We start from the raw sequence: 20,274 nt of genomic DNA, 5'->3' as shown, positions 1-20,274 counted from the left end.
TGCAACCCCTGGATCTCAGATAGGCCAATATTGCTTGAAAAGGCCTATCACGGAGCTGTAATGACGCTGTGTTGAACATGGCTAAACCCGCTTTTGCGTATTGGCCAACAGCACGTTGACGGCGTAGGCCACGACAAAAACGCCTACCGGCACGGCTTGCGGTGGAATCGGAAACGGTAAGGTCAAACTGACCAGCAATAGATACAGCGCGCCCAGAATCAGATAAAGGCTGTAGCGATGCGCCATGGGACTGGGGTAATCGAAGTTGGTCTGACTGATCTTGCGCCGCACCAGTCCGTCGACGACAAACGGTAGCAAGGCGGCTGCAAGGTACGGTAACCAGATACACGCCGTGGTCAGGCGCTTGATCATTTGAAAGATCGTGTCCCACAGCACATTCAGTCGGCTTTCGATAAAGGGAAATAAATCGTTACGTCCCACATCCTCGAAGCCTTTCGACATCTGGCGTTCGCGCTCGGTTGGGATGAAATAGCGGAACACGCTTTCTCGGATACCGGTGCTGACGAACAGGCGATCAAACCAGCGCTGTGCGGTATGGCTGATCTGTGATTCTTTATCGGCGCCAAAATAGCCGATCATCATTTGATCTTCGGCGCGTTGCAGTTCCCGCGTCCAGCGGTCGGACACGAAGCTGGCCACCAGGATCACTTCCAGTAGCCACAGCATCAGGCTGAACAACAGATTGCGCGTCATGAGCTAGCACCTTGTCGATTCCGTTGTCGATCCAGTTCCGACCGCAGGATCGGCAAGCGACCTTTGACGATCCGGCCGCCGGATAACTTGGCGATGTAATGCAAGTCCGGCAGTTGTCCGAGTAGCTGCGGGGCAAACAAATCACCTTCTTCTTCCATCAGGCGCTCACCGACATTTCCGGAAAACACCGTGGGATTGGTTGCACTGGTGGCCACGCCTTGGGTGCGCATGATGTACTTCAAGCGGGTTTTTGGCAGATTGTCGGTGATGTACTGCTGGGTTTCGCTGTCCATGATCCTGAGTGCGATCAGGTTGTTGACGTTACCCAGCACTTGCCGGGCTTTGTCTTGGGAACCGGTACGGGCGGCAAAATCGGCAAAGGTCTGGGTGGCAATGAACAAACGAATCTTGGCGCCACGGCCTTTGTTCAACACTTGGATGAAGGGATCATTGATGACTTCGGCCGCTTCGTCGACAAACACATTCACGGGTCTATCCGAGACGCCATAATTGTAGCGATCGCCGGCGACGGCGGCCAAGTCGGCTAACAGAATCGAACCAATCGCACTGCCCACCATGCCATCGGATAACGAGTCCAGCCCGATGTAAGCCACCTGGGCTTTTTCGATGATGTGGCCGGTATTGGTAATCGGCCGCAAGTCATCCACGTCGTGCGGATTCGGTGACAGCAAAGGCCCCAAGGAACCCGAGGTCAGCATGTTCATGATGGGAATCAAAGACGCCACCATCTTGCTAAAGTGCGCTCGGTCATGTTCGAACAAGGACAACAAGCCTTCCAAATCCAGATTCGGCAATTGATATTGCACGATCTCTCGGTAGAACTTGACCAGTCCTAGCGCTTTGGAATCGATGTCCTTGGCATTCTTCAGGTAAGGCCGCGCCTCTTGCCGCCAATGCCCAAGGTTATTATCGAAATAGCGTTCCAGGGCCTGAATCACCAACGTGGAAGGACCGCCTTCCAGGTACCTGCGCAGTTTCACTAACGTTGGACGTTCCTCGATCACCATCAATCCCTGAATCACGTTATCCAGTGATTTTTGGCCAAAGGCTTTGAAGGGATCGTTACTGCTTTCGCTAGGCGAAATGGCGCTGATGCGGCTGGCGATTTCCGAAGGCCGGTTGAAATTGTGCAAGGGATCGAGTCGCACGCTGCCTTCCGGAAAAGCCGGATGAAAATACACGAAGCGATCCGGGCGATTGGCCAAGGCACAGGCGCGTTTGGCGCAGACCATCAGATCTTTATCGCCCTTGGGATCGATGATGATCACCGCTTCACCGCGCAAGACGGCTTGCGTAACCAGTACATCAAAGGCGCGCGTTTTACCGGCGCCGGTGGTACCGACCAGCAGCGTATGGCCGGCGGTATGCTGCAAGGGCTGGCGGATGTCACTTTCGGACACTTCCAGGCCATGAATCCAGGCCGAGCCCATGCGCTGATGATCGCTGGGAATCAGCGTCGAAACATCGCGTTTCAAAATCTCGTACGCCAATTGCGCATGCTTTTGCACCCAATCGAATCCCCAGCCGAACCACAAAGCCTCGGGGTTTCGCTTCACCAGGGTTACCAGCTTCTCGGCATCCAGGTATTGGAAACGAAACTGCCGCAACCGGCGTTTCCGATACCAGAGACTCAATGCCGGTGATAATCGCCAAAACGCCATCACTCCGCACGCCGTCATCAACCAGTCGAAGGGTTCGCGTGGCAAGCCCGACCAACGACTGGTGAAATGCGCCAAACCGGCGCCGCTCAACCAACCCGAGAAGGCATAAATCTCGAAAATCGGGCGCCAAGGAAATTGATAGTCGTAATCGGATTTCATGGACGTAATCTCACCTGAATCCCCTCCGTGGCACTGACCGAGCGACAATCTGGATGGTTAGCAATATCGAGCATCAGGCGAGTTCGCTTGACCGTCGAATGTTGGGTCAGAAATTGTTCCAGCTCGGTATTGGATACTGTGTGCCAATTACCGTCTGGCGATGATTCCTCGGGCGGGATGTTTTGTTGCCGCACATGTGTGATCAGCAAGTCGATAGTTCCGGGTTTTACCGGTAGAGTTGTTAGTGGAGCACTTGCCTTATCAGGCTCTGAATTGACCGAACTGGCTGGCGCGTTGCCGCTGATTGATTTTTGCTTGCCTGTCGCTTTTGATTTGGGCCGGACAGGCTTGGGTTCCAGAGGCGCCGCATCTTGAGGCTGAGAAGACTTAACTTGATCTACGGTCTTGTCAGTATTGCTGCTTGGAGATTGCGCGGATGACTCTATTGGCGTGGTTTCGCCTTGAGACTTAAATAATGCCTTCAAAGCCAAACTCGGTTCCAATGCCAGCAGGACGCCGCGAACGGATTGGATAGTTTGTACCTTGCGCATCGGTGACAGAACGTCGGTCACCAGCCACCCCGTCTCCTCCAGTATTTTGATGAACTGGGGCGGCTCGATGGCGAGTTTTTCAGGGGTAGCCGGAAACGGCAGCAAGTATTTGTCTTGAACTTCCAATAGATCGCTGCCTAACTTCCATTGGCCTTGATTAAGCATAGAAGAGATGTCGAATAGCCATTGGCCGGCATCACCGTGGTTTTGTAACCAGCACCGGGCGCTATCGACCGGATTAGAAATGCTTTTCGTGTCTGTCGTGGAGAGATCGGGTTTTGCGGCTGAAGCCGTTTTTTCTGAGTGGGTTGGTTTGGCAGGCGTTGCGTTTTCCGGTTGTTCTGTCTGATCCAACGAAGGGGCGTCATCGGTTGATTTGGCTTGCGACAGTCGTTGATCGGGATCTGATGGCAAGGTATTTAGATCCTTCGCGCCTTGAGAATTCAAAGTGTGTGGTGCCGATTCGATTAGCCGCGAATCGGGTAGGGCGCTTGGGTCATATGCGGGTTCTGGTGAGGTTGCTTCTGGCAAAACTGACGCAGGATTATCTGCGCGTTTGGGTTGATTCGGAGCCGCGACGTTCTTGGTTTTTGCCGGTTTACTGGTTTTCGGTGCCGGATTAGTAGTGGGTTCGGGGTTTTGCGCAGTCGGATCCGGTTCGTTGATTTCGCGCGCTTCAACCACAGTCGGCGGTTCGCCGCTGAAAATGAGTTCCGCGGATTTTAGGCGCAATAGATACAGCGGATTGTCCAGGCCTTCGGGCTGCATTTGCCAATAACGGTATTGCCGGCCATCCGGCCAGGACTTAGGGATTGCCAAGCCGCGTTCGATCAGGATGTCCGCCAAGGTATCTTCGTCGCGCGGAATGCCGGGTACTTTGTCCTTGGCCAACAGGGTAACGATGTCTTGCGCACCGGCCCGCCAGACGATATGAAGACCATCCTCAAAACGCCATAGCCGAGAGCCTTTTTCGTTGACGGTCCATTGTCCGGACTTGACCAAGCGGCGCATAGCGTCGAACAGGTACTTTTCCACCGGCATGCCCAGGGCCGAGTCGATGTTTTGGTAGTGCGCTTTTAAATCCCGTTCCACGCTTTTGCAGTCGGCGGTGATCACCAGTGCGTAAACTTTGGAACCGCGGTCCAAACCGTTAATGGTTTCCAGCATGGCCTGCATGATGTCGGGGCCGGACTCCAGAATGAAGGTGCGGGCTTCGCGGGTCAGGACGCGCTCGATTACCAAGGCCGAAAACTGTTCATGGCGTTTATGGCGGTTATCCCTCCAACGCAGAAAGTATCGGTCAATCTCATTTCGCACAGCCCAGTCGGTGATGTTTTCGTCGCAAGGGTTCCAGGTATGTTGCCCCCGTGCGTCGACCACGGCCATGTCGGCGACCGGTTTGCCGATGTCATGTAACAGCCCGGCAAAACAAACCGCCAGACGCCAACGTAATTCTTGTGCTTTTCGTTCCTTGGGTGATGCTGACGTGGCAAACAAACTGCCTTGGGAAGCCAAGGTCGCCCAATGGGCGACTTCCAGTCCGTGCCGAAACAAGCCACCGGCGCCGCGATGGTGATGCGATTCGGAAGCCGGCAACAAATGGCTGAAGGCGGCATAACGGTGTATGACCGGCGCGGCTATGGTTTGATACAGACTATCCGGCATGGCCAGCGCCTGTTCAATGGCCGCAATCAACTCTGTTTGACTGGACAGGATGCGTTCCACAGGCGCAGCCGGTAGACCCTTCATGAAGGGCGGGTAACGCGGCACGTCCTCATCAATCGTTGTCGCAACCGGACCGACAGGCGCGGAATCGACGCCAAACAGACGTTGGCGGATGCGGGCAATGAAAGTCGAAGGCGTATTTTCCATAACGCCGCATCTTGCCGGGAATTTTTCAATCGTCGCTTGCAGCTGACGACGAATTCGACTTCAGCTGCAAACAGGCTTGGCAAAAGAGTGTTTAGTGTAACGAGCTCCCTTTAATTACTCTGGAGCTTTCATGAAATCCAAATCGCTCGCAATCCATTGTCTTGTGTCTGCAGTGTGCGGCACGGCCTGTACTTCGCTGAACCGGCCCGATGCTGCCGTGAGCGAGACCGTCATCGAATCGATTGTGCCGGTTCAACCCGAACAACCCTGGCGGCTGGATAATGCTTGGCAGACAGGAGGATTGGGCGGTTCGGTATTACGGTCTGCATCGCTTGAACATGTCGTCAGGCAAGTCGATCAGCCGCTTGGCGTTTACGCGGCAAGCGACGACGCAGTGGATCGCGGTCTCAATGTCAGTACGCGGCACATTCCAGATAGCCCGGATAACGATGTACAGGTTATCGAACGCGCCTGGCGAAAATATTGCCATCATCAGCTCGATATGACATCGGAGGAGCAGGCGTTAGTCAAAACCATGCCAATTCCGCACAACGTTCTGAGTCATGGTTGTCATCCAGGCAGCCTGAAGAAGTGAGGTGGTCGTCATGGACAGAAATAGCACAAACCATTCGCTCGATAATCTCACCGAACGTTTTCAGTCTCTGACGGAACGGAAAAAGGCCAAATTGCGGGTCGTCGAACCCATGACTTCACTACCCAATTGGCCGTCGGCGATACGCGGTACGCCCAATGCTTGCTTACGGAGCGCATTGTTCGCCGGCATCCAGGGTAAGGAACGCATTGCTTACAAAAAACGCACTTTGCTGGCTGCAGTCGATGGCATTGAGGTTCGCTACCTTGGCATACAACTCAATCAATCCGACCTCGATGTCTGGATGCAGATCGTGCACTTGTCCCGGCAGCAATTACCGGGATTTAGCGTGACATTCAGTGCCCATGCCCTGTTGACGGCATTGGGGCGCGGTAGCGGCAAGAGCCAGCATGAATGGTTGAAAGAATCGATGGCCCGCTTAGGCGGCGCCTTTGTCGAAATCACCTTTCACGGCCGGGATGCCTTCGGTGAAAAAGGCTTCTTGCGTTATTACCGTGATGAACGGACGCAGCGCTACGTAGTGGAATTGACCGAATCCATGCTGCGCCTGTTCGAAGAGGGCTACACCTACATTGAATTCGAACAGCGGCAGAAATTGCGCAAGCAACCCTTGGCCTTGTGGTTGCACGGCTTCTTGTCGTCCCATGCGGCCCCGTTTCCGATGAAAATTACCACCATTCATCGACTCAGCGGCAGTGGCTCGAAAACCCTGCGCGATTTCAAATATCGGTTGGGAAAAGCGTTGGAGGCCTTGGTGAGTATTGGTACTTTGGCTAGCTTTGAATTCGCCGATGATATCGTGAAGATCAAACGCCAGCCGACGCCCAGTCAACAGCGTTTTCTGGACGACCAGCAGCACTAAAAAAGCACGGCATTAGACCGACGCTATTTTGGGTCGGTCGAAGCCTCTCTATACGGCATTAGGCCGACGCGGATACGGCATTAGACCGACGGAGGCACGGCATTCGGCCGACAAGGTAACGGCATTAGACCGACGGGCACGGCATTAGACCGACAAAAAGCACGGCATTAGGCCGACGTTTGACACGGCATTAGACCGACGCTTAGAGCAAATTGTGAAATCGCCGCAGGCCATGCTATTCGTGGTCTGTGGCGATTCTTTTGCACTGAAAATCGAGGGTGCTAATCTATATATAATCTTTATTTAATCTATATATAGGGACTGGTGATAGCCAGGATTTCGTTTTTGAAACGAATGCTAGGGAGAAGTTTGTCATTAGGCTTGTATGGTGGAATGGCCTTGTTCGTCTTGTGACGACCCGTTGTAGCCCTTCGGTTCATAACTGTCAGATCGACAGGTAATCAAGCGTGGCTGCAGTTCCGGCAAATTCTTCTTTGGTCTCATAATCCACTAAAATTGCTTATGAAAGGGGGCGAGAAAAGAAGTTGCCAATCGCCCTAATCAAAAATTTAGCCGAAATATAAGAGCCATATTGGTGTAGGTCGTTATTCTTTTTACTGTCACCTAGATCAACTACTGTTTTAGCACAAATACATGGTGGCTTGTGAGGAGATAGTTCAGCAGCTCGTTGCACAGCAAAAACTTCCATATCAAGGGCATTAACCTTTCTGTGAATCTCTGTGATTTGATTCATAAGTTTCTTATCTGCAATGACTGCAGAACCACTGGTGAAAACACCTGTCTCTGGCTTGTGCTGCTCGGGTGGACGTTTTCCACCGTTAAATCCTACTTCTAGCTCAGAAAGTAGGCCTTTATTATTTATAAGCGACTTTAATTCAGTGAGCGTGACATGATCAGTTGGTACTTGGTATGGCTCGTGTTTAAAACCATCTGATGCCCATTTTCCAGATTGGTATTCATAAGCCATGCTAGACACGAATAATTGACCCAATTGAGCTCTATCCTTAAATCCGCCACAAATTCCACTCATCCCAACGACTGAAGGTTTGAATCTGTCAATGCATAAGCCTGCCGTCACTGCAGCATTTACAAGACCCATTTGCGGTAAAAGTACAACGCTACCCTTTGTACTATTAATTTCAATATCGTAGCAGTCAATCCCACTCCTGATGACGGGCTTACCTTTAATCAAAGTAATGTAAGGATTTCGTTCCTCCTGTAAGGCACAGAATATTATGAAATCAAAATTCAGATTTCGTTTTATCTGAATCAATAAATGATCAAGCGTAGATTTCCAATTCTTATCTTGCGCAAAATCAGCCAAAATACAACCATGAGACTCATAAAAGGCTCTCAATTCTGGAAAATCGTTTGGATACGAACTTATTGCAAGCAGCAATGCATTATTCTTGCCTGCTTTAACAATACACTCCAAGATTGCTTTACCGTTCTGCGATGCAGTTCCGTTATCAATACTTGGCAATTTAAAATCGATGATAAAAAGCCCAATATCGGCATTGAGGTTTGCCGCAAAATCGGTCATATTTTTCGCGCGAATTATATCACTCGACAAAATTCCACTTTTCGTAATATGCGAAGAAATCGCCTTGAATTTTGATTCATCATCCTCAATCAACATTATCTTCATTGGCAAGTCCTTAAAATTGACGTAATTCGCTGTAACGTAGTTTTCGATTTATAGTGATACAAAACTGCGCCTATGACCTTTTGATCATATTTATCAAAAATTATTTTTGCTGCATCTTTAAGTTTTACTTTGGTCTCGCCAATTTTGAAATCAGGGTATTGAGTCACTATAATTACTTTTGTTGACTTGTTTACCTGCTTAAGAGACCGCAAGACTTCGATGCCGCCCTGTGCTTGGTCGTGCCCTTTGTTCCTGTCATTGGCGTTGTCCCCAAAAGTGGGAAGAGCCATATCTAGGATAATAAGATCGTAGTCTACTTCTATGACTTGCAATATCGCACTACGTACCCCATCAACCACATCAGGAGAAAAGTTATAAACTTGCTGTACGCACTGTATAATTTCGTCCCGTTTATGTATCTCGTCCTCAACAAGTAAAATTCTCATGATATTGTACCTACAATAGCTGATCTTCAGTTGCCCTTTCAGCGTGAATAGTAAAGCTAAGTTTCAGTTCGTTTGTATCATCATTTTCTTTGCATTTTATAGTAGAAAAACCTTCACTAGTTCGAGTAATGAATTTGATTTTTTTGATTCCCGTATAGCCTTCTGTAACCATATCTTCTCCAGTTTCAACGGATTCAATTGCCTTTAAAATTCTCTCCTTGGATTGTATGTATTCTTTTATGGTAACTGTTGATGTAATGTCCACAGATAAAATATCCAAAATCGCGGCAGTACTTGTTCGGTCTGTGTAGACATTAACAAATATGGTTGCATCGTCTTTGCCGTGTTTCTGGGCGTTCTTCAGTAAAACGGCTAAGCAATCGTATAAGCGATGAACGCTTATGCCCGTATATTTAATATCCAAGGCATTTCCGGTATATTCAACACCATTATTTCGATTCAGTTCTAATAAAATAATCTGACATAGATCTCTAACTGATGCTGATATGAACCCTCTTTGTGGAGTCTGAAACCAATCAGCAACTTTTTTAAAGACTTCATTCACAGCCTCATGCAGCTCTGACTTCATTTGCACTTCGAGAGCGCTGATATTTCCGGAAAAAAATTTGTCAATTGAAGTGTTGGCCTCATTTAGAAGTTTTGTTCTTATGATCCGTGCTGCATTTTCAAGCTGGGGGGTTATTTGTTCCCAACAAAATGTTATAAGCAAATCATTGAGTAACTCGCTCCCGCCAGATGATTTCAAAGTGTTAGATATGTTCCGGATATTATCTTTAGTCGTTGAGTCTTCCATGTCCAAGGTGGCGTTAAAGAACGAATTACAGTGTTTAAACTGGAGGTGGTCTTTTTTCAATTTGTCAATGATTGATTTGTACGAAGCTATCCAAGCATCTACCGTTTGGCGCATACCGACATTTGTCATTACAACCTCGTATTCTCGCTTGCGCAATACTGCATCTACAATATCTATTGTTACGTTATCGATAGTATTATGTCGAATGCGGCGGCATAAGTACGATTCAATTCCGAATTCAGCATTCAGACAAAATTGCTCAAATGCATCCTTAGCAATTTGTGAAAAAAGATATTCTTCTTTGTCTTCTAACTGTTCCGAAGACATATCGTTATTGCTGCTAGAGTCGTTCTCAAGTGATGAAACTCTTTCTTCAATGCTCGCATACAAAGAGCGATACTGATCAGTTGATATAGTTGGGTTGCTATCAAGCCACTTTTTCATCGCAACACTGTCAACATACATTCTACTACTATCGAAATATTGCTGTAGCTTTGAAAGCTTGGAACGTGTCGTATTCTGATCGGCCTCGATAAGATATTCAATTCGATTTAGCTTACGGCCCGCTGCGCGCAATATATTTGATCGTATTTCAATGACTTGTGTTGAATTCTCGACAAGGGTATACATTTTTTCAAGTGTTACTTCATCAAGTGTTCTTACAATGTAATTTGCAACCTGTGGCGAGTCTTCTAACAGATAATCAATAAAATCAATGATAGAACCGTTATGATCTTTTTTGACATGCGAAATAAAATCAGTTCGAAACCTAAAATCGATATCGGGATCGATTGACTTTGTCCGAAATAGAGCGAGCGCGAGAACAGTAACCAGGCTTTTTGTCTCTTGAGGTGTAGTTAAATATAACGTATTCATTTCTTCCTCGGTTAATAGCAAGTCCAGACTAAGCGTATTCTCAAAGATGAACTTGATCTCGGTCCTTGTAAAATTTGATATGTTGTTTTTATTGCCAATAAACATCAGAAACAAAGTTGTTCTGTAAAAAGTATCCAACGAAACTGGCAAAATTTCATTTAATGGCACGGAGTCTTGTGAAAGAAGAAGCTCTTTATTGTCGAATGGCTTGGAAATCGAGGTGACTTTTCCGTCAATAATTTCTGCCAGCAATCGAGAACCAATGACTCGATCAAATTTATTCCTATAAATGGCAAATTTCGGGCGCTCAAGAAATGCTGACGAGATCCGGTATAGTTCAAGTGATGGATAGCTGTCTTGATTATTAGCTCGATAGAAGTCAGTAACGATATTTTCATCCTTTGATTGAGCGGCAAATTGGATTACATCTAGCAGTTGTGTCACAAATTCAGGCTTAAGGTGCCGTTCGAATTCGCGCCTCACAGCTGAGAGTTCATCTGAAAGATTAAATATTACTAATACAGAGTAGATTGTATCTAATAGACAAGACTCAGTTGCTCGAAGTAAAAAACCTGCAACATCCTCTTCATCCAATGGAGTTGGTATGAAATTACTCAGGGGAAGAGCCTTTCTGAAATCACCATTAACTATTGAAACATATCTACTGATTCGACTTTGGGCAATCGCAAAGAGCGAAATTTTGGAACTTAGATTTTCAAGAGCGCTAAAGTGCATCCCAGGATTATTACGATGATCTATTTCATTTTCTATTTTAGAAACTATGGTCCATAAGCTATCAGGAAGGCTTCTTGCACTCCTCAAATATGCCAGTTTGTATGATAAATAATTAGATGCTCCATGTTTCTCGGCCAAACTAAGGAGTAATTTGAGGGCATACTCTGAATCCAATGTTTCCAATCGAGATAAATTCTTTATTGCGGACAAAATATCAGTTGCCGCTTTGCTCACGGAGTTGATATATCCAGCTGTATAACAGACCTCATTTTTCCAATTCGTTGGAGGAAATGAATTCATTCTAAGAAGGTCTTTACTCGTTTTCTTTTTTGCTTGTTCATCCAACAGTCCGTGTGGCCCTTTTAATAGTGCGCCTACAATCATGCTGTCATGAGGGGAGTTTGCTCTTCTCATTATTTCAGCTTCATGATGAGTAATATGAGGCTTTGCAATATAACCACGCAATATGTTTCTCTTATCTATATTGCTAATCTTTGATATTAGTTTGTAGATTTCCGCTGGGCGCCATGCCTTGTCGCTCTGAAAGTTATTTTTCACTATTAAAGTTCCACTTAGTTCTGTAGCAAAGATACTTTGTTGAGACACAACGCGCAGATCAACGTCTTGTCCAATTCTCAATATTCACCACAATATAATCGCATATGCTTAAGCTTGGTAGATGCGGTAAACAACGTGCAAAGCATTGCTCGCGATTGGCGCTGCTCGTACTCACCTCACTCCACGCCTGCTTTTGGATCGACACTCGCTATTGGCACTTTCGTTTCGTCTGAGGAATTTTGGACGATCAGGGCCAAGGATTCTCTCAGGTTCATTAGAGCAATGGTTGATCATTTAGCTACGTCAACCGATGAATTTGTCATTGGCATCGGCTTCAATTACCCTGCAATAACGCTGCACCGCATCCCGAATTTTTCTCAGCCGATCGAGCTGTTGCCGAATATGGGCAAATTCGGTTTCCAGTTCTTCAACTAATTCCGCTTCCCAGGTGGGTTCGCCCTTCAGCAGGTTGCCAAGCGGATAGCGATAGCTACGGCCCTTCTTAACGTACTGCGCAATGGGCTTGGTTTGACCGTTTTGCCGTAACGTGGCCATGCGATACCACTCGATGCTGAATGCGCATTGACTTTCCCGGCAGCGGATGCGGACGCCGATTCGGCCCGATTCGCTTTTGCTGTGTTTCTGGCGCTGGCTTTTCATTTGGCGCCAATAATCATCGACCAATACTTTGGCTTGCGCCTGGAGATGATCGCACCGGGTTTCGATCCAATGCAGCAGGTCTTGTTCAGTAAGATTGAGCTGACTGTTGACAGGTTGTTCGCTTGACATGAATTTTCCTATTACTTAACTGTAGGGATAGGCATGAACAATGCCTAACGGGATTTTCTGTTCATTGCGAGCCTTGGAAAGCGCCTTACTGCATAGCCATATGCACATTGAATCCCTACCGCAGTAGGCATTTCACTGTCATTTTCTCGATGGCTCATTTAGGCATTGCCTTGGCAAAACGGCGTGATTCATGCCTATCTAGGAAATAACTTCGGCTTTCAGGCCGATTGCCGTTGCCTCGTTTCCCTACTAGCGTAGGCAAATAGAAAGTCGATTTCCTGTTGGGATTTACGGGTCATCGCCCGTTCGCAATAACGCCAGCATTTTAGGCAACCGATATTGGATACCGATTGCAGTTGACGCCGAATTTGCGATCGTCTGCCGTTACGGTCGCGATCTGTGATCGCTTTTCGAACCATCTTGCAGCTGATGGCGTTTTCGACGTCAGCTGCAAAAGTCGGTGGGAAGATCTGACGGACAATGGCGCGATGAACCGAAACGCCATTTCTTTACCGATCATCATGAGCTTATGTCTCAGAGCCTCGCTGGCGATGGGAAAAGACAGCGCGCCCGAGATTTCCTATTTCTCCGACAAGCAACGCGGCTGGTTTTGGTATGAGGTGTTGCCGGAGCCAGCTAAAAAAGCCAAACCCGAAACCCAAGCCGATCAGGAAAAACCCAAGCCTGACATCAGACCGCCCAGCGTCGTTCATCAAGCTGAAATTGAACCCCAAACTCGACCACAGACTGCTGTAGAACCCCAACCGCTGTCTTCAGCTTGGTTAAAGCAAAACCTTGAGCATTACCTGAACCAGGCGATCGACGATCCGAGTCCCGAGAATGTGGCGGCGTTTTATTACCTGCAGCGGGTGATGATGGACAAAGCCGAGCGTTTTACCAATGCCGCCCGCTACGTGGTGATGTCAGATCCGCAACTCGATGAAACCGTGCGCCGTCCGGTGGCGACCTATGCGGCCAATGAAGCCAATCATCAGGCCAGCGTGGTGGCGGAAAGGGCATTGAAGTCGATTGCCGCGCAAGCTGGCATTTTGTTTTTCTTTCGTTCCGATTGTCCTTATTGCCATGTGCAGGCGCCAATTCTGGCCATGCTGGAAAACGCCTACGGTTTCAAGATTTATCCCGTGTCGCTCGATGGCTTGCCCATGCCGAACGGCTTTTTTAGCCAGTTCAAACGGGATAACGGTCAGGCGGCGATGTTGGGGGTAGAGCAAACCCCAGCGCTGTTTTTGATGAAACCACCGAAGCAAATTGTGCCCTTGGCGCAAGGCGCGTTGTCGTTGGAAGAAGTCACCGGACGGATTCTGCTCGCCGCCAAGGAAGCGGGTTGGATCGATGCTTCGCAATACCAAACTACTCAGGGCATTCGTAATACGCCGATGTTGTTACCGGCCGCCGGTAGCATCAGCCCTGCGGTCACTCAAGATCCACTGTCACTGATCCAGGCATTGCAACGCAGTGCGCAAATGGGGAGCTCACCATGATTTCGCTTTCATTGTCTCTGCGCTATCGCCAGATGCTGGTGTTTATTCTGTTGGTCGAGAGCGCTATTCCAGCTTATGCCGACCTGCAACAGGAAATGGACAGCATGTTCGGCACCATGACCAACTTCACGGCACCCACCGCGCATCTGGGACAGCGTCGTGGCGTGATTACCGGCGGCAGCCTGGTGGCGCGTAACGGTATTACCAATACCAATCTGGTGTCGTTCGTACCTCCGTCGTTCAGCGCCGGCTGCGGCGGTATCGATTTGTTCGCCGGCAGTTTCAGTTTCATCAACTTCAACCAGTTCGTGCAATTGATGCGCAATGTGGCTGGTAATGCGGCGGGCTATGCGTTTCAGTTGGCGGTTGGTGCCATGTGCCCCTGGTGTGCGTCGGTGATGACCGATTTGCAAAAGAAAGTCCAGGAGATGAACCAAATGTTCAGCAACTCCTGCCGGTTGGCACAGGGCCTGGTTAACGATACTGTCAAAGCCTTCGATCTGCAAAGTAAGACCAATCTGTCCAATGCCTCGTTTACCCAAGGCATTTCGGATGTGTTTTCCAGCTGGACCAATACCAGCACCTTGGGTGATCCGGTACAGCAGGTCAAGCAAAACGACCCTGCCGACATGACCAAGATCATTCAAGGCAATTTGGTGTGGCGGGCCTTGGTCAATCAGAACGCTGGCGGCTGGTTTCGCTTCGGCGGTAACAGTTTGCTGGAAGCGGCGATGAGTATTTCCGGTACCGTGATCGTCGATGCCCCGCAAGCCGCACCCGATGGCAAAGGCGAAAACAATGCCATCAGCGCGCCGCCACCGGTGCTGCGGATCAAGGATTTGATGTACGGCAATGACGTCGGCAATAGTTATCAAACCGTCAGGATGTACACCTGTTCGGATGGACACGATGCCGATCAGTGCCTCAAACCCATTGTCCAGAACGTCAATCTGGTGGGCTTGAAGCAACGGGTGATGGAAATCCTGCTGGGTTCGGCCAATACCGGCAACGGACTAATCTACAAATTCTCGACCAACAGCGGTCAAATCACCGACAGCGAAAAAGCCTTCATGCAAACCGTGCCCGATGCCATCGGCGGCATGATCCATAACCTGGCTAGGGAGGATGCCGGCATTGCCAAACTGTGGGCCGAAGAAGCGGCGCCGGTGATTGCCTTGGAACTGGCGCAATTGATTGTTAACGATTTGCTCGCCGCAGTACAAACCGCCGCGCACATGAACGACCATGCCTACGCCAAGTTGCTGATGGATGCCTTGAAGGATGCCCGTGAGCAGATTCAAGACGAGTACGTCACCATCGCCGGTCGCTACGGTAACCCACAAACCTTGATGGCGTTTTATCAGCAATTGATGAATACCGTGAAACCCAAGCATTACGGTACCGTGGCGCAGTTGCCGGCTTCCGGGACGGCTTGGCCCAGTCCTTAAACGCTCATTCTCCCGTCCCCCATGATGGTTTTCTCCCACGTTGTTTAAAAGGCAGGTTGCCCATGTTTGAAATCTTCTCCGTGGGCGATTCCGCCTATTTGCAAGCCGTCCTCAATGCGATCGCGATGATTTCCGGGACCGGCGATTACCGCACCGCAGCGGCTGTCGGCGGCCTGATCGGTGTCATCATCGTCATGCTTAGAGCGCTATTGCAATGGGATGGTCGCGGTATTCGCTATCAGGATTTACTCCTGGCCTATGTATTGTGGCTAATGCTATATGCGCCGTCGGTGCGAGTGTCGATCGAGGATGCCTATACCGGCAGCGTAGTGGTGGTCGACAACGTACCGCTGGGACCGGCGGTGATCGGCAGTGTAATGTCGAACATGGGTTATCGCACCACACGACTGTTCGAACAAGGCTTTGGCACACCATCGATGACCGGCAATGGATTTGCCGACAGTTTGCAGACCTTGACGGCGGTGCGGAAGAATCTATTGTCTCGAGTGAATCTAGGCGCGGCCAACGTGCCAAATGCCGGCAGTGATATGGAAACCTCGTTTGCCAATTACGTGCGCGAATGCACCTTAACCGGTGTCGATCTGAATCAGAAATCGGTGGATGCTATTTTGCGCGATGCGGATCCGTTGAATGCCATCCGCTTCGATTCCGACATCTACATGACGCAAATCTTTGTCGGCGGCCAACCGCAAACCAAAACCTGTACCGATGCCTGGGCCGATTTGAGTGGGGTGGCCAATGGCAATTTCGCGACGACGCTGGAAGGCTTGTTGCAACCGACCTTGGGCGTGCCGACTGCAGGCGATACGGTGCCGAAAATTCAGGATGCCTTCGATGCGCTAGCCGGTCCCGGCGTGGTCGATGCCGCCGATTACATGTTGATGTCGGCCATCCTGCCCATGTTCGAGAAAGGCGTCATCGGCCGGCACGAAGACGGTTTGCATTGGAACAAGGCGGCGATGGTCGATCAAGCCATTCAGCAACGCAATACCCAATGGGCCGCCGAACAAACCCTGTTTGCCAAGATCGTGCGGCCGATGATGGCATTTATCGAAGGTTTGAGTTATGCCATTGCACCGATCATGGCGTTTGTGGTGATGCTGGGCAATGTCGGTATTCGGATGAATATCGGCTACTTCTCAATGTTGCTGTGGATCCAGTTGTGGATGCCGATACTGGCGGTGATCAATCTGTTCATCCAGATGTCGGCTGCGGGCAAGATGGCGGCGCTGACCACGGCCACCTATAACCTGCCGTCGATGATGGGCATTTACCAGTTGGACATGGAGTTGCAACAATGGTTGTCGATCGGCGGCATGCTGGCGGCGTCGACGCCGGCCATTACCTTGATGCTGATCTACCGTGGCGCGGTGACCGCCACCCATTTCCTGGGACGTATGGACGGTGGCGATTACGTGAACGAGAAAATCGCTACGCCCGATGTGATCAGCCCGGCGCCGGTCTTGAATGCTCAAGCGCAACATCAATACAGTCCGTTGTCGGCGGTCACCCAAACGGGCGTCGACAAGGTGTTGCCTACCTTTACCGCCGGCAAGGATATGAGTGCGGCGGTATCGTCGGCTTACAGTGCTTCCGAACAGGCGACCAATAGTTTAATGCACAGTGTTTCATCGACCGCGTCGAAATCAACCAGCATCACCAACGATGCCTTTGATAGTCGTTCCTTGGGTAATCAAATTGCCAGCAGTTCTAGTTACACCGATGCCTACAATCGCCAATTCGGCGAAGCCTTTGCCAAGAAACATGCCGATACCGGTATATCCGCTGATCAATTCTCGGCCTTGGTGGCCGGCAGTGCCAACGCCGGTGCCAAACTCGGTAGCGACCAATTGAGCGGTGCGATCTCTGGTCGTTTGCAAAATGACTTCAAAGTCAGTCAAGACAAGTCAGACGCCATTGCCGCCGATATCAGTCAAACCGTCAACGACAGTCAGGGCTATCAGGCCGGACTGGCCAAAAGCCTGGCGCTGGATGCGCAAACCGGAACTCGAAACGTCGCGTCGATGGGGCTACAAAATCAGTCGCTTTCCTCGTTGCAACACAGTGCAACCGATGCGGTATCCGCTAGCGAATCCTATCAACAAACCCTATCGGCCCAACAACGCTTCGGGACACAAGCCAGTTTCGGCGCGGCGGAAACGGGTTACAAAATTGCGAATGATCCCGGCTTGATGGAGCGTCTGGATCGCACACTGGATCAATACGGCTTGCGAGGCGATACACAGCGATTGGCCTCGCAATGGAAAGCCGCCGGTTGGATTAGCGATGCCGATCAGGCCTATGCCGCTGCCGGGATGTCGTTACTGACCGGATTCTCGTCACCCAGTTACCGCACGCTGGATGATCAACAATCGCATCAGGCACACATCTCGGGTTACCAGCTGCTCGGCGATGCGTTCAATGCTCCGCAAGCGGATCAAGCCTTGAATGCTAGCCGGAACGAATCGCTGAAAACGAATGCACCGGAAACTGGTAAGGTTCAATCAGTCGTCGAACAGGCCAATCTCAAAGACCCACGGGCTGAAACCGAATCGCTAAATCAACTAGCACAGGCACAGATTCGTTCAGCGACGGGAAAAATTGCCGGCGGCGAATCCCAGATTGAAGTGCAACACGATCATAACCTAGCCGAGCGTGAACAAAATTCAAGAGAAGGCTTTGGTCAATTGGCGAATGTCAAAGCGGAGCATTTTAGGCAATCAATTGCGGCAGCGGCCAATGAAACGCCTTCGGCTGCAGAGGCAACTTACGATTACTTAGGCGGGAGTATTTACAGCACCGCTAAAACCCTTGAAGCTGTTGGCAAGGTAGCCAATGAACATGTGAGTCAATTTATTGATTATGCGAGTAGTGCCTATGCCAGGGATGATAATGCTTGGGAGGCCGTTAAATCTGCTGCGGCTCAGTCATATCCTGGGTTTATGGCTGTGGCGCATGTTTGGGCTGATCAGAGGGTAAGTGAAGTGGCTGATAAGTTGACACCAAGCCAACAGGCTTACTATAAAGCCTCGATGTTTGAGGCTTTTGCCGGAATTGCCGTTGGTGGAAAAGATGACGGAAGCCTAGGCTTGGCGAAACAAGGAATGCTAGATGAAGAAACGCCGGCTGACGCAGAGAATATTGCTGTATTATTGAGACAAGCGGCGGGGCAAAACCGATCAGATTTGATCGATCAAATTGCTAACTTTAATCGAGCACGGGGTCGAATCAATTATTAGTTACGATCTTTTTACACCCAAAGCTCGTAATGCGCTTACGGCAATCCAGCGTAACAGCATTACTCCTGAAAACAAAAGCGCATAGTCGATTAAATCTGGATTCTGACTCAACAAAACCGAGAGAATCAGAGCCAATCCTGCCCAGTAATAATTGCTTTCATGTGAGAGTTTTGCAGCTAAATGTTCTATCAGCTGAACAGTTAACTCTGCTGCAGCGATGATTAGCAAGGTAAGTGCGCCGATTGTTCCAATAAGGTTAAGAGATTTAGGTAGCTCAATCCATAGACTGATCAACCAAATCAAGCCGAAGCATGATGCGAAAAATATTAATTTTTTAAATGCATCAAATGAAAGGGTTCTTGAGTGGATACGTTCGAAAAATCGTTGTAAACCGGAGGAAAACTTGGCAAACGTTGCACCACAAAAAGGGCAAATCGATTTTGTTGGTTGCCCGTAATAGGTAATGACGCGCGGCAACATGATTCGATGGCATTCAGGGCAATCCACCGTTGCATGATGGCCATTAAACACCGAGTGATTTAATCGGGTTTGAATCGATTGGCTGGACCTTTTGAATCGATTTGAGAGTGATGACTGTGTCGGCATAGCATTCTCCATGCTTAAGCGGTTGGGCAATCCTACCGCGAATGAACTAACGTTCCAAGTCGGTTTTTTAAATCAAAACTATTTCAACAAGGCAAAGAAAGATGACCTACATATCGAACGGTTTACTCGCCGACACTTGCCAGAATTTTGTTGATGACCGTAGCCGAAATTCGAAAATCTGAACGGTGCAAGACTTCAAAAGCGGCTCGAGCTGACGCAATCAAACCTCGCTTTTTGGCTAATCCGATGACGGCGGCAGTGCCGACAACTTGCAATTGATATTCTTTGGCCACCGCCCGTCCGGCACGTTCGTCCATGATCAGCAAATAGTTTTGGGGTGACGACAGCGCAATGTTGATGCAATCCGTTTCTCCGGTGTCCAGATCAATGTCCAAATGTGGTGTTATGGATTCATGCCATACCGTTAGCCAACCTGAATCAAATGCGTGAGCCAGCGCTTGTTCACCTGGCGCAGATTTGCCCGGTAACACTTCTTGTTTCACCGATTCGGGTACGAAAACCTGGCCAAATAACTTCGGTAGCCAGATTAAACCCTCCACCAACGCCAGTCCGATCAATGGACTGGCATCGACAATTACTTTTTTGGTCATCCGCGATCAGGCTTGGTTGAGCCACTGGTCCAGAGTGTCCAAATCATCCTCGACTTCATCAGCCGTTTGCTCGATGACGGAAATACCCAGGCGCGAGACGTGCGCAATAAAGTTTGCCAACGGCATATCGGCCAGTTTAGCGGAGCGGGCAAGGGACAGGTTACCGTCCTTGAAAAGTGCCGTTGCCAAGGCTTTACGCACGCCCGGCATTCCAATGATTTTGGCGGCTTTGAGGCCGACCATCACCGCGTCTGGTTCGTTTCGATTCATAACCAAGACCATATCCTCGTGAGCCATGCGCAGAGCTTCGCTGGGGTTGTTCTTTAGACCACTGACATTCACGGTTTTCATAGCCTGATTACATAGCCTGATTACATAGGAAGATTGGATAGGTGGATTATAATCCTCTAAATGAAAATTGCTGCATAAAGTTTTCTCCCTGGACAATGATCTCCTATGTGGCCAAGACAACGTTGCTCCTAGGAGCCTGTCGGACTTTAGCGCAGT

The 20,274-nt window shown here is 49.4% G+C and carries 15 protein-coding genes; 5 read left to right on the top strand and 10 right to left on the bottom strand.

What is annotated here, in order from left to right; translation table 11 throughout:
* Positions 1-81 precede the first annotated feature (81 nt).
* Genes ACR02O_RS14980 through mobH form a run of 3 tightly spaced genes read right to left on the bottom strand, consistent with a single transcriptional unit; the run spans position 82 to position 4,978 of the window.
* Positions 82-714 (bottom strand): IncC plasmid conjugative DNA transfer DtrJ family protein, encoded by a 633-nt coding sequence (locus ACR02O_RS14980; protein WP_101053405.1) that lies wholly within the window; start codon positions 712-714, stop codon positions 82-84.
* Entirely contained in the window at positions 711-2,555 is a 1,845-nt protein-coding gene (gene traD / locus ACR02O_RS14975; RefSeq protein WP_494521946.1) for a conjugative transfer system coupling protein TraD, read from the bottom strand. The genes ACR02O_RS14980 and traD overlap by 4 nt, the downstream gene beginning before the upstream one ends.
* On the bottom strand, positions 2,552-4,978 hold the full coding sequence (gene mobH / locus ACR02O_RS14970; RefSeq protein WP_494521945.1) for a MobH family relaxase: 2,427 nt from the start codon (positions 4,976-4,978) through the stop codon (positions 2,552-2,554). The genes traD and mobH overlap by 4 nt, the downstream gene beginning before the upstream one ends.
* 130 nt (positions 4,979-5,108) lie before the next feature.
* On the opposite strand from mobH, the gene ACR02O_RS14965 reads away from it, so the two are divergent.
* Together ACR02O_RS14965 and trfA are read left to right on the top strand one after the other, a co-directional pair.
* Positions 5,109-5,573 (top strand): hypothetical protein, encoded by a 465-nt coding sequence (locus ACR02O_RS14965; protein WP_494521944.1) that lies wholly within the window; start codon positions 5,109-5,111, stop codon positions 5,571-5,573.
* Between the two features lie 10 nt (positions 5,574-5,583).
* Positions 5,584-6,453, top strand: coding sequence for a plasmid replication initiator TrfA (gene trfA, locus ACR02O_RS14960; protein WP_494521943.1), 870 nt, complete (start codon positions 5,584-5,586; stop codon positions 6,451-6,453).
* A gap of 520 nt (positions 6,454-6,973) precedes the next feature.
* Here the strand turns inward: trfA and ACR02O_RS14955 are convergent.
* The 4 genes from ACR02O_RS14955 to mobI all read right to left on the bottom strand — a co-directional run bounded on the left by ACR02O_RS14955 (position 6,974) and on the right by mobI (position 12,340).
* Entirely contained in the window at positions 6,974-8,122 is a 1,149-nt protein-coding gene (locus ACR02O_RS14955; RefSeq protein ID WP_494521942.1) for a 5'-methylthioadenosine/S-adenosylhomocysteine nucleosidase family protein, read from the bottom strand.
* Positions 8,119-8,568: a hypothetical protein gene (locus tag ACR02O_RS14950; protein ID WP_494521941.1), complete on the bottom strand. Its 450-nt coding sequence runs from the start codon at positions 8,566-8,568 to the stop codon at positions 8,119-8,121. The genes ACR02O_RS14955 and ACR02O_RS14950 overlap by 4 nt, the downstream gene beginning before the upstream one ends.
* 10 nt (positions 8,569-8,578) lie before the next feature.
* Positions 8,579-11,632 carry a hypothetical protein gene (locus ACR02O_RS14945; protein ID WP_494521940.1) on the bottom strand — a complete coding sequence of 1,018 codons (3,054 nt, stop codon included), beginning with the start codon at positions 11,630-11,632 and terminating at the stop codon, positions 8,579-8,581.
* Between the two features lie 222 nt (positions 11,633-11,854).
* Positions 11,855-12,340 carry a conjugative transfer protein MobI(A/C) gene (mobI, locus tag ACR02O_RS14940; protein ID WP_494521939.1) on the bottom strand — a complete coding sequence of 162 codons (486 nt, stop codon included), beginning with the start codon at positions 12,338-12,340 and terminating at the stop codon, positions 11,855-11,857.
* Positions 12,341-12,828: 488 nt separating this feature from the next.
* Between mobI and traF the strand changes: the two genes are divergently transcribed.
* From traF to ACR02O_RS14925, 3 genes are all read left to right on the top strand, one after another.
* Positions 12,829-13,842 carry a conjugal transfer protein TraF gene (gene traF, locus ACR02O_RS14935; protein ID WP_494521938.1) on the top strand — a complete coding sequence of 338 codons (1,014 nt, stop codon included), beginning with the start codon at positions 12,829-12,831 and terminating at the stop codon, positions 13,840-13,842.
* Positions 13,839-15,290, top strand: coding sequence for a conjugal transfer protein TraH (locus tag ACR02O_RS14930; RefSeq protein ID WP_494521937.1), 1,452 nt, complete (start codon positions 13,839-13,841; stop codon positions 15,288-15,290). Before traF ends, ACR02O_RS14930 begins: the two co-directional genes overlap by 4 nt.
* A 62-nt stretch (positions 15,291-15,352) precedes the next feature.
* On the top strand, positions 15,353-18,550 hold the full coding sequence (locus ACR02O_RS14925) for a conjugal transfer protein TraG N-terminal domain-containing protein (RefSeq protein WP_494521936.1): 3,198 nt from the start codon (positions 15,353-15,355) through the stop codon (positions 18,548-18,550).
* Here the strand turns inward: ACR02O_RS14925 and ACR02O_RS14920 are convergent, their stop codons facing one another.
* The 3 genes from ACR02O_RS14920 to ACR02O_RS14910 all read right to left on the bottom strand — a co-directional run bounded on the left by ACR02O_RS14920 (position 18,551) and on the right by ACR02O_RS14910 (position 20,118).
* Entirely contained in the window at positions 18,551-19,156 is a 606-nt protein-coding gene (locus ACR02O_RS14920; protein WP_240618057.1) for a hypothetical protein, read from the bottom strand.
* Positions 19,157-19,278: 122 nt separating this feature from the next.
* A complete protein-coding gene (locus ACR02O_RS14915) occupies positions 19,279-19,767 on the bottom strand; it encodes a PIN domain-containing protein (protein WP_494521935.1) in 489 nt (162 codons plus the stop codon).
* A 6-nt stretch (positions 19,768-19,773) separates the two neighbouring features.
* Positions 19,774-20,118: a UPF0175 family protein gene (locus tag ACR02O_RS14910; RefSeq protein WP_033159614.1), complete on the bottom strand. Its 345-nt coding sequence runs from the start codon at positions 20,116-20,118 to the stop codon at positions 19,774-19,776.
* Positions 20,119-20,274 lie beyond the last annotated feature (156 nt).

Source organism: Methylomonas sp. PHL2-19 (assembly GCF_059331595.1).
The sequence above is the reverse complement of the archived record's forward strand: the minus strand, read 5'-3'. Positions and strand labels throughout refer to the sequence as shown.

Excerpts from the sequence above, each read along its gene's own strand:
- ACR02O_RS14980 (WP_101053405.1), bottom strand. The coding sequence starts at position 714 with ATGACGCGCAATCTGTTGTTCAGCCTGATGCTGTGGCTACTGGAAGTG.
- traD (WP_494521946.1), bottom strand. The coding sequence starts at position 2,555 with ATGAAATCCGATTACGACTATCAATTTCCTTGGCGCCCGATTTTCGAG.
- mobH (WP_494521945.1), bottom strand. The coding sequence starts at position 4,978 with ATGGAAAATACGCCTTCGACTTTCATTGCCCGCATCCGCCAACGTCTG.
- ACR02O_RS14965 (WP_494521944.1), top strand. The coding sequence starts at position 5,109 with ATGAAATCCAAATCGCTCGCAATCCATTGTCTTGTGTCTGCAGTGTGC.
- trfA (WP_494521943.1), top strand. The coding sequence starts at position 5,584 with ATGGACAGAAATAGCACAAACCATTCGCTCGATAATCTCACCGAACGT.
- ACR02O_RS14955 (WP_494521942.1), bottom strand. The coding sequence starts at position 8,122 with ATGAAGATAATGTTGATTGAGGATGATGAATCAAAATTCAAGGCGATT.
- ACR02O_RS14950 (WP_494521941.1), bottom strand. The coding sequence starts at position 8,568 with ATGAGAATTTTACTTGTTGAGGACGAGATACATAAACGGGACGAAATT.
- mobI (WP_494521939.1), bottom strand. The coding sequence starts at position 12,340 with ATGTCAAGCGAACAACCTGTCAACAGTCAGCTCAATCTTACTGAACAA.
- traF (WP_494521938.1), top strand. The coding sequence starts at position 12,829 with ATGAACCGAAACGCCATTTCTTTACCGATCATCATGAGCTTATGTCTC.
- ACR02O_RS14930 (WP_494521937.1), top strand. The coding sequence starts at position 13,839 with ATGATTTCGCTTTCATTGTCTCTGCGCTATCGCCAGATGCTGGTGTTT.
- ACR02O_RS14925 (WP_494521936.1), top strand. The coding sequence starts at position 15,353 with ATGTTTGAAATCTTCTCCGTGGGCGATTCCGCCTATTTGCAAGCCGTC.
- ACR02O_RS14920 (WP_240618057.1), bottom strand. The coding sequence starts at position 19,156 with ATGCCGACACAGTCATCACTCTCAAATCGATTCAAAAGGTCCAGCCAA.
- ACR02O_RS14915 (WP_494521935.1), bottom strand. The coding sequence starts at position 19,767 with ATGACCAAAAAAGTAATTGTCGATGCCAGTCCATTGATCGGACTGGCG.
- ACR02O_RS14910 (WP_033159614.1), bottom strand. The coding sequence starts at position 20,118 with ATGAAAACCGTGAATGTCAGTGGTCTAAAGAACAACCCCAGCGAAGCT.